At 39.8% G+C, this 12,538-nt stretch carries 8 protein-coding genes and 1 pseudogene; 6 read left to right on the top strand and 3 right to left on the bottom strand.

Annotated features, from left to right (window positions below):
* The first annotated feature begins 19 nt into the window (after nt 1-19).
* Nucleotides 20-2,296, top strand: coding sequence for an AAA family ATPase (locus AC1S8V_RS16680; RefSeq protein WP_482069975.1), 2,277 nt, complete (start codon nt 20-22; stop codon nt 2,294-2,296).
* A 631-nt stretch (nt 2,297-2,927) separates the two neighbouring features.
* Here the strand turns inward: AC1S8V_RS16680 and AC1S8V_RS16675 are convergent.
* Together AC1S8V_RS16675 and AC1S8V_RS16670 are read right to left on the bottom strand one after the other, a co-directional pair.
* Nucleotides 2,928-3,791 carry a cupredoxin domain-containing protein gene (locus AC1S8V_RS16675; RefSeq protein WP_482069974.1) on the bottom strand — a complete coding sequence of 288 codons (864 nt, stop codon included), beginning with the start codon at nt 3,789-3,791 and terminating at the stop codon, nt 2,928-2,930.
* Between the two features lie 314 nt (nt 3,792-4,105).
* Nucleotides 4,106-5,143 (bottom strand): flavin-containing monooxygenase, encoded by a 1,038-nt coding sequence (locus AC1S8V_RS16670; protein ID WP_482074507.1) that lies wholly within the window; start codon nt 5,141-5,143, stop codon nt 4,106-4,108.
* Between the two features lie 207 nt (nt 5,144-5,350).
* Between AC1S8V_RS16670 and AC1S8V_RS16665 the strand changes: the two are divergent.
* Nucleotides 5,351-8,003, top strand: a pseudogene (locus AC1S8V_RS16665) (heavy metal translocating P-type ATPase).
* A gap of 280 nt (nt 8,004-8,283) precedes the next feature.
* Nucleotides 8,284-8,613, top strand: coding sequence for an ArsR/SmtB family transcription factor (locus AC1S8V_RS16660; RefSeq protein ID WP_482069973.1), 330 nt, complete (start codon nt 8,284-8,286; stop codon nt 8,611-8,613).
* Nucleotides 8,614-8,804: 191 nt separating this feature from the next.
* Here the strand turns inward: AC1S8V_RS16660 and AC1S8V_RS16655 are convergent, their stop codons facing one another.
* Nucleotides 8,805-9,293: an arsinothricin resistance N-acetyltransferase ArsN1 family A gene (locus AC1S8V_RS16655; RefSeq protein ID WP_482069972.1), complete on the bottom strand. Its 489-nt coding sequence runs from the start codon at nt 9,291-9,293 to the stop codon at nt 8,805-8,807.
* A gap of 172 nt (nt 9,294-9,465) precedes the next feature.
* Here AC1S8V_RS16655 and AC1S8V_RS16650 point away from each other — a divergent pair, with 172 nt between their 5' ends.
* The 3 genes from AC1S8V_RS16650 to AC1S8V_RS16640 all read left to right on the top strand — a co-directional run bounded on the left by AC1S8V_RS16650 (nt 9,466) and on the right by AC1S8V_RS16640 (nt 12,469).
* On the top strand, nt 9,466-9,882 hold the full coding sequence (locus tag AC1S8V_RS16650; RefSeq protein ID WP_260871138.1) for a MarR family winged helix-turn-helix transcriptional regulator: 417 nt from the start codon (nt 9,466-9,468) through the stop codon (nt 9,880-9,882).
* Between the two features lie 68 nt (nt 9,883-9,950).
* Nucleotides 9,951-11,363 (top strand): NAD(P)-binding domain-containing protein, encoded by a 1,413-nt coding sequence (locus AC1S8V_RS16645; protein WP_482069971.1) that lies wholly within the window; start codon nt 9,951-9,953, stop codon nt 11,361-11,363.
* A 77-nt stretch (nt 11,364-11,440) separates the two neighbouring features.
* Nucleotides 11,441-12,469: a flavin-containing monooxygenase gene (locus AC1S8V_RS16640; protein WP_482074506.1), complete on the top strand. Its 1,029-nt coding sequence runs from the start codon at nt 11,441-11,443 to the stop codon at nt 12,467-12,469.
* Nucleotides 12,470-12,538: the final 69 nt, after the last annotated feature.

Raw genomic sequence — 12,538 nt, 5'->3', positions numbered from 1 at the left:
AAGAGGTGTAAATAATCAAATGATAGAGAAGATTAGATTAAAAGAAATCGCATCTTATAATAATTTTGGTGTTAAACTAGAAAATCTTAAAAATGTCAACTTCATCTTTGGAAATAATGGATCTGGCAAGACAACATTATCAGAGTTTATTCGAAATCCCGTAAATTTCCCAAGTTGTTCTATGGAGTGGAAAGGCAACCCAATGACCACATGCGTTTATAATCGTAATTTCGTAAATGAGAACTTCTTAAGTAATTCCATTAAGGGTATTTTCACACTTGGCAAGGAATCTGTAGATTTACAAACAAAGATTGACGAGTTAAAGGAAAATATTATTAAGCATGATGAAGAGATCAGAAAGAAAAGAATACTACTACGAGAAAAAAGTCACGACAGATCGGTTATTGTCGATGAGTTTAAGGAAAAGTGCTGGAGGCTAAAGAAAAGCATTGATCCGGATTTTAAAGAGTTAATTGAGGGGTATAGAAATTCTAAAGAGAAATTCATGCAAAAATGTATAGAGGAATCAAAACTAATAACTTCCACAACCAGCATAAGAACTTTGGAGGAAATTAAGATTCTTAAGGAAGGTTTATATAATGGAAAGGTCGAGCTAGTAGCAATGCCTACACTAATCAATTATGATAATACTCTTGAAAGCGATCCAATTTTTAAAAATAAAATTATTGGAAAAGAAGATGTAGACATCGCAAGGCTTATAACAAAATTAGGAATAAGCGATTGGGTTAAACAAGGAATACTAAAAATCCATGATACAGATGGGATTTGTCCATTTTGTCAGCAATTACTTCCAGATTACTTTACAGAACAAATAAATTTATATTTCGATGATACATATGAACAAAATATTGAAAAACTCGGAAATTCATCTGAAAATTATTTGTTGCACACAGAAGAAATTATCTCTAAAATCAAATCGTTTTGTAATGTTCACTCCACTAATACTTTTGTAGATCTTGAGGAAATAAATTCAACATTACGTTTAATTGAATCAAAACATGAAGAAAATAAATTACTTTTAAAACAGAAAATCAAAGAGCCAAGCAGAAGCATCGAATTGGTTAAAATTTCAGAATTAGTTCAATTACTAAATATTTCAATAACAGAATCAGTAATAAAAATCGAACACCATAACAAACGTATGGAGAATATAAAGCTTGAGCGAGAAAAATTATCAGCGGAAATCTGGTTATACATAGCAGATCAAATAAGCGAAGGCTTAAAAATTTTTGATAATATTATAGCAGATAAAGATAAGATGATCAGAGGCATTGAAAATTCCATATCAAAAAAAATCGAGTATAAAATCTCTCATGAAAAAGAACTGGCTATAAATCAACAACAGATAACAAGCGTCGAACACTCGGTAAATGAAATAAATAAATACTTAAATTCTTTTGGCTTTAAAAACTTTAAGTTAGCAGCAGCTACCGAGGAAGGAAATTATAAAATCATCCGTGAGAATGGTGAAGATGTAAAAGATACACTAAGTGAAGGAGAGAAAACATTTATTACTTTTCTCTATTTTTATCAATTATTAAAAGGTAGTAACGACATCAGTAAAATCACTACAAATAAAGTTGTTGTAATAGATGACCCAATATCTAGCTTAGATAGTAGTGTTCTCTTTATGGTGAGCAGTTTAGTGCGTGAAATCATGTTTGAGGTTAATATGGGTAAGTCAGATATTAAACAATTATTTATATTAACTCATAATATATACTTTCATAAAGAAATAACTTTTAACAAAGGCTCCAAAAGGTTTGGAGAAGGGACTTATTGGATAATAAGGAAAGATAACAATATTTCATCAGTAAAATATTTTGAGGAAAACCCTATAAGTACTTCTTATGAACTCCTATGGAAAGAACTTAAATATTCAGATAATATCAGTTTTGTCTCTATCCAAAATAGTATGAGGAGAATACTCGAAAACTATTTTAAATTTTACGGTGGTATCAGTCTTGATGTACTTGAAGATAAGTTTGATCACGAGGAAAGAATGATCTGCCGATCCCTAATATCTTGGGTTAACGATGGTTCTCATTTCATTAGCGAAGATTTGTATGTAGAAAATAATACAGATTTAATTCAAAAATACCTTGTTGTGTTTAAAGAGATTTTCATAAAGAATGGTCATTCTGCTCATTATTCCATGATGATGAAGGAAAATGTTGAACCAGTCTCTCCTGAAGACGAAATCGAGGATTCCAAACAAAGTATGCAGGAGATCTTATCTGGAGTACAGGAAGTTGCAAGTGTAATTTCCGAGTAAGAAATGCTTTCCGTATTTATCAACGAAAAAAACGCATATAGTGGTTAATCCGTATGGGTATTGCTATTAGGTAGCTAATTGTCCTTAACTCACATTATAAGTAAAAGCGTGAACTTAATTAGTGAATAAAAAATGCCTTCATAATGGTATTATCCCCTGTTAGTAGACAGTGAAAAAAGAGGACATGTTACAATGAGCTCAAACTCCAGTGAAGAAAGTCCAAACCTTTAATCGATATAGCGAAGAATCGAAGAAAGAGGCGGTTCGTTTGCTGTCTCAGGAATTATTGTTCCATTCAAGGTCGCTATTTTAGCGGCGTTTTTATGTAATCGGTAAAAGTTCATGATCCGATTGCTGATTAGGTTTATAACTGATCTGTTTCCACCCGTTAAATCATTAAGCTAACGGGCAGGATAATTCAAATTGAACAAGGGTATAATTTCACCAAAAAAGAGGTGCAATTTGTTCCTAGCACATAGCATATGCTCAGTGTACTTTCTTGGAAAGAAGTTGTTAATATGACATTGAAAACATCACATTGTATGGGTTTGGATGAAAAAAACTCTCTTTTGGGAGAGTTTTTTTTGAAGGTATTTCATTTCATGATGAAACCAGAAATAAGCTGAAGATATTACGTAACGGTGATCGTTCCATAATACATGTACATGCCACAATTGAATTGGTACGTTCCAGGCATCAAATCATTTAAAGTCACGAAGTTATCTCCCTTTTCGAGATACACATCTAATCCTAAATCGGTAGATTCAATGCTCCTTATACAAGTATAACCTGAGTGTTTTATGAAATTTATTTTTGTTGGAACACCTGCTTTTATCTTTATATTTTCTTGACTGAAGCCTTTAGATGTTACATCAACTGAAACGATTTGATACCCTGCATTTTCTTGAACGGTACTTTGATCACTTGATTGTGAGTTTTGTGATTGAATTGCAGTGGTTTGGTTATCGTATAACTGGAAAAACAGTAGTATCCCGATCGAAAGGGTTCCAAAACCAACCATAAGTACACCCGAAATAAATGGTAAACTAATGCCATTTTTCTTGGTTTCATGAGTTTGGCTCGTTTCTTGATTGGCCAATTGGAGAACAACGCTCAAAATAAAAATAAAAAGGATGTCAATAAATAACACCATTATATAAGAAAAACTCACCATGGCCCCAAGCATTGCACCCATCAATCCACCCATGATTCCTGCAAGCATCCCATCCAAAGCAGCCAATAGGCTTACAGGTTTTCCAATGAAGTATCCCGCTCCCAAACCAAACAAAATGGCGATTATTGATGGGACTTCTAAACTGTGTTGAAACACTATTCCTAATTGAAAACCGAGTGCAAGACTAGATATCATACCAACGGTCATTGCAATCATCATACCAGCCATACCTGCAAGTTTCTCTTTTCGTTTATAGGTAACTAAACCAATGTATCCAGTGAATAATATAATCATAACTATGCTTAATATGGTTAATATCACATTTTTACCCCCTTAACATCTGGTGACTGAGATAGAGTGAAGATTGTAGTTTCTATTCAATGTAAAGATCGATCTGATAATATATAAAATTTTATATAGTTCTGTACTACGAATTGTAGTGCAATTATTGAAATTACAATAGATCAAATTTCAATAATTCAATAATTGTTCATACATTTATGGCGAAATTGGTCTGTAAGCGAAAAATCAGGATGTTTGATGAGCAATGAGGATTATACGAAAAATGTGTAGTAGCACATCATAAGCCGGCCCGGTATCGGGCCGGCTATAAAACATGGGCGAGGGCTTTTTGTTTATTTTATTTGGCTCACAATATACTCCGCATCTGCTCCAACGCCTCCGATCAGAGCCGAGCCTCTGGATGACTGCCAAGGGATTCCTAGAAAAAACAACCCCTGAACATCACTTACGCCTCTTTGATGCCGCACCCCGCCTTTTTCATTAAATAGCGTTTTTTCTTTGATCCAGGTGTAGTCTGTACGAAAACCGGTAGCCCATATCACATTATCAACCTGCAATTTGCTGCCATCTTCGAACTGCACATGTCGATCCATAACTTGAACCGCCCGTGGTACAAGTTTGATTTTTTTATTACGGATCATCTTTTTAAGGTCTTTACCGAAAATAGGGTCGGCTTTCTTTTGAATAAACTTGCCCAATTTGCTTTCAGCACTGACATTCATGATCCCCAATCTTCTGAACCAAGAAAAAATACTCGTTCCCATGACTTGCAAAGGCATGAAGTGTAATGGACGGCCAACGGATAAAAAAACGTCCCGATCCTTGGCCAACTCCACCGCAATTTGTGCTCCTGAATTTCCGGCACCAATGACGATAACAGTTCCTTTGTTCAATCGTTTGGGATGGGAGTACGCCGAAGTGTGAATTTGAAATACGCTTTCATGGAATTGATCAGTAGCTAAAGGTATGTAAGGTGACTGAAACGGGCCCGTGGCTACAATGACATTAGTTGCTTTTAACATCCCCTTGCTTGTATATACATCGAAACTTTGCTCGGCTGCTTTAAGCGAAATCACTTCCGTAGATAGCTGAATTGGCAATGTAAAGGTAGTAGCATAATTCTCCAAGTAAGTCGAAATTTCATTCTTGGTTGCATATCCGTTCGGATCGCCTTCTAGCGGCAAGCCTGGTAGCGAACTGTACGATCTTGGTGTAAACAACGTTAAACTATCATAACGTTGTCTCCATGATTCCCCTATGCGATTAGACTTGTCAATTAATAAAAACCGAAGGTTTCGATTCTTTAAAAAATATGCTGCGGCAAGACCAGCCTGTCCCGCACCAATAACAATGACATCGTATCGTTTTATCCTGGCTCTCTCCCTTAAAGTCCATTTATTTCAATCTCTTATTGCATAACTGAATGAAGGTAATCTACACCTACGAACAAAGATGTGGTTGAGCATTGACGTATACATTAGTGAATGCTAATATGATTAACATATTAATAGAAACTAATATATAATGCAATACTTTACCGTACAATGATGTGAAGTAAAGAAACGGAGTGATTGGCCATGTCTGAACAAAATCATCCGAATTCCTGTTGTTCTGAAACGGAAGGATGCAACTCATCAGCAAAACAACCGGAGCCACAACAAGAAGTTCAGCAGGAAAGTTGTTGCTCAAGCCATTCCTGCACCGATTCCATTCAACCCAGCGTCAAACCAGGCACTACGTTTAAACAGCAGATTCAGTTCACGGTAACTTCCAAACCAACGAAAAAAAGTGACCGCTGTGCGGATGAAAAAGACTGTTGCAGTGCGGGGCAAGAAAAAAGCAAAGAAGACTCTTGTTGTTCCAGCTCTGAAGCTTCCGTTCCAAGGGTCTCTGAGTCCGAATTGAAATTAGTTACAGGACAGATGCTTCAATATCGTGTTCTGGGCATGGATTGTTCTTCTTGTGCTGAAACGATTCAAAAGAGCATCTCCCGCATGGAAGGTACAGGAGAGGTTCAAGTGAATTTCAGCACGGCCAAGATGAGTGTTGCCGTCTCCAATCCATCCATCGGAAATCGAATTGAATCACAAGTTAAAAAATTGGGTATTCCATGAACCGATTGCTCCTAAACAAACCGGTCAGATCTATGTCATTGAAGACATGGATTGCGGGGCTTGTGCCGTAACCTTGGAAAAACATATGCTCAAGTTTCCTGAAGTCCGTGAAGTTAACGTAAACTTCTCGACGGGAAAGATGCGGATCGATCATGATTTAACGAATGATAAAGTGAAGGAAGAGGTATCCAAAGCGGGGTTCAGGGCGTTGTTGCCTAACAATAGTCGGTCTTCATCTGATACGGTGGAAGAGAAATCGAAGAAGCCAATACCAGCAACCTTGTACTCCGGCATATTTTTGGTTATGGGATTTGTGGGCTCGTACGGCAATGTATCGGAAATGCTCCTCACATTGCTCTATGCCCTGGCTATCGGTATAGGTGGATACAAACCTGCCCGAAGTGCCTATTATGCAGTACGAAGCGTTTCACTCGACATGAACGTATTGATGACCGTTGCGGCTGTGGGCGCCGCACTGATTGGCGAATGGTTCGAAGGCGCCACGGTCGTTTTCCTGTTCTCGTTAGGGAACACCCTGCAGAATAGAGCGATCGAAAAAACAAGAAAATCCATTCGTGGTCTAATGAACTTGGCTCCTCCGGAAGCATGGGTCAAACAAGGGCAACAATTGGTGCGCACACCCGTAGAAGACATTCATATCGGGGATGTCATCGTCATCAAGCCGGGTGAAAAAATACCGCTGGACGGTGAAGTTACAAGGGGTCACTCTGTGGTCAATCAGGCTCCAATTACCGGTGAATCCATCCCTGTAGAGAAGGAACCTAGAAGTATTGTTTATGCAGGCTCGGTAAACGAAAGTGGTTCTCTTGAGGTAAGCGTCACAAAATTGGTGGAAGATACCACGATTGCGAGAATCATTCATCTGGTGGAGGAAGCACAAGAGAAAAAAGCCCCTTCGCAAGCCTTCGTAGACCGTTTTGCACGAATTTATTCCCCGATTACATTTGCTATCGCTCTTTTAATAATGGTAATCCCTCCTCTGTTTGGATGGGGCACTTGGGGCGATTGGTTCTACCGGGGGCTTGAGTTGCTTGTCGTGGCGTGTCCTTGTGCATTGGTCATCTCCACACCGGTCGCCATCGTGTCTGCCATCGGGAACGCAGCCAGAAACGGCGTGCTGATCAAAGGCGGAACGTTCCTAGAGGTTGCCGGTTCGATCAAGGCGATTGCCTTTGATAAAACAGGAACACTGACTGTGGGTAAACCCCAGGTATCTGCGTTATTTACGCAAAAGGTCTCCGAAGAAGAATTACTTCGCATTGCGTTAACGATTGAAGAGCATTCGCAACATCCAATCGCATCAGCCATCGTGGAGTACGCGAAGCAGCGGGAACTATCCCCGCTCCAAGGTGAACAATACGGAGCTCTCGTGGGTAAAGGTGCGTATGCAACCATTCAAGGCACCGAATATTTCGCTGGTAATCCAAAGCTATTTCAAGAAATGGGCGTACCGATGGTGCACCTGGAAGAGCAGGCTTCCCGACTCCAACAGGAAGGAAACACCTTGATCCTTGTCGGTACGCAATCCAATCTGCTCGGCATGATAGCCGTGTCTGATGCAATTCGGGAGACTACAATAACCACGATGCAGGCGCTGAAACAATCGGGCATCGAGCAAGTCGTGATGCTTACCGGAGACAATGAGGGCACGGCACGCAAAATAGCAAGGGAAGCTGGACTTGATCGTTATTTCGCCGAATTGCTTCCAGAAGACAAGGTCTCCGCAGTAGAGCAGCTTCAAAAAGAAGGCAAGCTTGTGGCCATGGTAGGAGATGGGATTAATGATGCTCCTGCGCTGGCTACAGCCAACTTGGGTATTGCAATGGGAGGAGCCGGCACGGATACGGCCATGGAAACAGCAGACATTGTCCTGATGGCCGATAATTTGGAAAAACTTCCTCATACGATGAAACTTAGCCGCAAAGCGCTTCGAATCATTAAGCAAAATATCTGGTTTTCGCTGTTGGTAAAAGTCGTTGCTCTTTCTTTCATTTTCCCTGGCTGGTTAACCTTATGGGCAGCCGTGATGAGTGACACAGGAGCAGCATTGCTGGTGATTTTGAACAGCATGAGATTGCTGCGAATGAGAAGCTAAGATCAGAACGTTATTTAGAGACGAGGTAAAGTTCTGAAACAAGAAGCTCAGCATTCGCGAAACTTGATCATTGCTACGTTACTGAGTGCGTTATTGCGGAGAGTAGGATAAATCATATATGACTACTCCCAGATCAACCCTGTAATTTGGGAATTCCACGAGTAGTTGTTTGAAGCTCATAAGCCTTAAACCTTGAAGTACAACGGTTGAATTGAATCTTCTATGGCAACATGCTAAATTTAAATTAGTATCAATAGTGTAAGGTTTGGGGGGATAAAAATTGAATACAACCGGCTGTGAGGTAAAAGCCAAGTTTCTGAGAGGATTCAGCGACAAAACGAGGTTGCTAATTCTAGATTCCATACATCAGGAAGAAAAAACGGTTTCGCAAATTGTAGAAGAGCTTGGGGGCAACCAATCCAACATTTCGCAGCATCTCGCCTGTTTAAAAGGATGTGGAATTATCATAAGCAGACAGGAAGGAAAGTACATCTATTATTCCTTAAGAAATGAACAGATCAGAAACCTATTGCAAGTCATGGATGATGTGTATGCACAAGTGGAGAATGAAGTAGCCTCATGCGATAGAAATGAAGCGTTGAACCTATAAATTTAACTGTCATGTACTTTTGACAGAAAATAACCTAAGAAGCTGATTCCTTCAGGAATCGGCTTCTTGTCGCTGGTAGCAGGATTATTTACCGAGGTGCAATTTTTGCTGAATTGTACTCTAAGCATTCGAAGGTTTTCGTAGAAGAACATTATGACTGGTTATTGAACAATACATATACGATACGATGCTTAAAGTAACTTCTCCATTGCCATCACATCTACAAAATTCCCCTCTAGAACGCCTTGATTCTGAAATACACCTACTTCTCGGTATCCAGTTCTATGATATAAGCTCTGACCTAGCGTATTAAATGGAAAAGTGAAAAGAACAAACTTATAAAAGTTATTCTGCTTACCGATTTCCTCTAATTTCCCAAGCAACTGTTTGCCTATCCCTTTGCCGCGATGATCACGATGAATATAAAGCGAAAGGTCACCGACACCGTTATAAGCGCTTCTAGGATTGTATACGTTAATGGAAGCCCATCCGATAACGTATTTGTTCAGTTCAGCGACGAGTACGGTGTAGCGTCCCTGGTGTTTTTTAAACCATTCATACATATACACCTCATCTTTTAACTCGGTTTCTAGCGTGGCAACGCGGTCTTCAATACCTTGGTTATAAATAGTCAAAATGCTCCCCAGATCCACTTCGGTAGCTTGTCGCAATATTACCATGATGATCCTCCTACGTTTTGTTCTTTACAGGTTTTTATACCATAATGTAATTTGAAATGGGAAGGGGTAGAGGGAAAACAAAAAAAACATTTGCATTTTGCAAATAATAAAGGTATAACTATAACAAGAGGTGAGGGAATTGGAAAACAACTTAAGAGAGATGTTTCAGATCATGACACGGCGTTTTGGATTATTGGATAAAAACTGTTGCACCGCAGGAGGGTTGGATATTTCACTCGTTCAAAGTCATATCATTTATGAAATTGATCGTAAACATAATCCCTCCATTCAGCAGGTGGCAGATGCACTTTCCATTGACATCACAACGTTTAGCCGTCAGGTTCAAAGTCTCGTGAAGTTGGGATTGGTTCAAAAAACGCCATTACCAGAAGATCGGCGGATTTACATATTATCCTTGACTACACAAGGTAAATTTGTCGCTACGGTCATTGATGAGCAGATGAATGATTATTTAAAAGAAGTCTTTTCGCATATGTCTGAGTTTGAACGTGATATGGTGATCAATGCTGTCAAACTACTAAACGAGAGTATGGCGAAATCTAGCGTATGCTGTACACCACTGGGATAATAATTACTTATCCCATTTACTTAATATAATACTTGCAAAATGCAATTAATTCCGAGGAGGAAACTATCATGCTTAAAAGTATCCCTGTTAACCAAGTGAACTGCTGCGAATCACCAGTAAAAGAAACAAACAAATTACCTGTTGCGATCATTGGAGCTGGACCGGTTGGTCTTGCGGCAGCAGCACAACTCATTTCAAAAGGTGAGCCATTTGTGTTGTTTGAAGCTGGAGATGAAGTAGGGGCGAACATTAGAAAATGGGAACATGTACGTCTGTTCTCACCTTGGGAATATAACATCGATAAAGCTGCTAAACAATTGCTGCTTTCCTCGAATTGGGTCGCTCCTCAAAACGGAACCATCCCAACGGGTAAGGAGATTGTTGAGCATTATCTAAAACCTTTGGCTGCACTACCTGAAGTAAGTCCATACATGCATTTGAATACGAAAGTTACTGCGATCAGTCGTAAAGGGTTAAGCAAAGTGAAAACAAGTGGACGCGAGAAACTTCCGTTTGTCATCCATGTTGAACAAAACGGATCCCCGTTTATTTATGAGGCGCGGGCAGTTATCGATGCTTCCGGAACATGGTCCAATCCAAACCCGCTTCGTTCAGACGGTATCTTTTCAGAAGAAGAAAAAGCGATGGAAAGCCACATTTCATACGGTATTCCTGCTGTATTAGGGAAAGAGAAAAATCGTTATAAAGGCAAGAAAGTTCTTGTTGTAGGAAGCGGACATTCTGCGATCAACACTTTGCTTGAACTTGCAGAGCTTCAAAAAGAGGAATCGGGAACTGAGATTGTTTGGGCAATTCGTAAGGCGAATATTGAAGATGTGTATGGCGGTCGAGAATTAGATGGGCTACAGGCAAGAGGAGAGCTAGGTACCAGAATTCAAAAGGTGGTTGAATCCGGTGCAGTAAAAGTCATGACAGCATTTCATATTGAAGAACTTAAACAACAGGGTGGAAAGATAAAGGTTTCTGGAACCATTCGAAATGAAAAAGTGGTTATTGATCACATCGATGAAATTGTAGGTAACACAGGTTCTCGTCCTGACTTATCGATTGTCCGCGAAGTAAGGGTACTTACCGACCCAAGCCTAGACTGCGTTTATGAGCTCGCTCCATTAATTGATCCCAATATACACAGCTGCGGTACAGTTAGACCTCATGGCGAAAAGGAACTACGTCAACTTGAAAAGGACTTTTATATCGTGGGTGCCAAAAGTTATGGAAGAGCGCCAACCTTCTTAATGGCAACAGGATATGAGCAAGTCAGATCCATTGTAGCAGCTTTAGTGGGAGATATGGAGTCAGCACAAAAAGTAGAGCTGGAACTGCCGGAGACAGGTGTATGCAGTCTTGGTGCTAGTGGTGCAGACAGCTGCTGTGAACCCGTTCAAGTAGAGGTAGCATCTTCGAATTGCTGCTCTCCTTCAAAAACCGAAAAAGCAGGATTAAATTCTTGCTGCGGATAAAACAAGAACTCAGAGCTACTGCATCCGTAACGTGATGCAGTAGCTCTTTATAGAAGGAGGGAGAACAATTGAACAACATGATTTATGATTGCATCGTTATTGGTGGTGGTCAATCCGGTTTGGCAGCAGCATATTACTTACAGCAAGCTAAACGGAGTTTTATCTTACTTGAAAAAAGCGATGAGCATTTAGGATCATGGGCAAATTATTATGATAGCTTAACCTTGTTCTCACCCGCAGCGTACTCCTCATTGCCAGGACTTGCATTTCCAGGCGGTGCAAATGTTTATCCGCGCAGGGATGAAGTTGTGCAATACTTAAAGTCTTATGCGGCTACATTTAAGTTTCCAATATACTCAGGGCAAGAAGTTATCAAGGTGGATAAGGAAGGAAATATCTATACGGTCCATACTTTGAGCGGAGAACAGTTTGGTACCAGGTCCATCATTTGCGCAAGTGAGGCATTTGTGAATCCTCATACTCCAGTCATTCCTGGAATGGATCAATTTAAGGGGGAAATACTTCATGCCAAGGACTACCGAAATGAGGGCGAGTTTAAAAACAAACGGATCGTTGTTGTGGGAGGAGGGAATTCAGCTGTCCAAATAGCCGTTGAACTTGCTAGGACGGCTCATGTTACGATTGCATCCAGAAGTCCAATCAAATTTAAGCCGCAGGTCATTGCGGGGAAAGATATTCACTTTTGGCTAACCATACTTAGACTGGATCAATCCACTTGGGGAAAACGGCTATTGCAAAAAAGTAGTGATGGAATCCTTGATACTGGCATCTACAAAAATGCCATCGATCAAGGTAAGCCTGATGCCAAACCTATGTTTAAAGCCTTTACGGAAAATGGAATAGAGTGGGCAGATCATACTCGTGAAGATGTGGATGCAGTTATTTTTGCTACAGGTTATATTCCGAATTTTGAATATCTTAGCGGATTAAATGTTCTTAATTCTTCGGGTATTCCTTTAAAGCAATCTACTGAAAATATTCATTTTGTAGGTATACCCTGGCAGACGTCATTTGCTTCGGCGACGATTCGAGGTGCAGGGAAAGATGCGAAAGAAGCTGTGCGATCGCTTATGAAAAAATTGTAAGCACACAATATATTCGTGGTTGATTATATAAGTGATTCATTATATGATTATATCACTAAATGAAGTCAA

Source organism: Paenibacillus sp. B46(2026) (assembly GCF_056786355.1).
Note: the sequence above shows the minus strand (reverse complement) of the source record. Positions and strands in the feature narration are given on the sequence as shown.

Excerpts from the sequence above, each read along its gene's own strand:
- AC1S8V_RS16655 (WP_482069972.1), bottom strand. The coding sequence starts at position 9,293 with ATGGTAATATTGCGACAAGCTACCGAAGTGGATCTGGGGAGCATTTTG.
- AC1S8V_RS16645 (WP_482069971.1), top strand. The coding sequence starts at position 9,951 with ATGCTTAAAAGTATCCCTGTTAACCAAGTGAACTGCTGCGAATCACCA.
- AC1S8V_RS16680 (WP_482069975.1), top strand. The coding sequence starts at position 20 with ATGATAGAGAAGATTAGATTAAAAGAAATCGCATCTTATAATAATTTT.
- AC1S8V_RS16650 (WP_260871138.1), top strand. The coding sequence starts at position 9,466 with ATGACACGGCGTTTTGGATTATTGGATAAAAACTGTTGCACCGCAGGA.
- AC1S8V_RS16640 (WP_482074506.1), top strand. The coding sequence starts at position 11,441 with ATGATTTATGATTGCATCGTTATTGGTGGTGGTCAATCCGGTTTGGCA.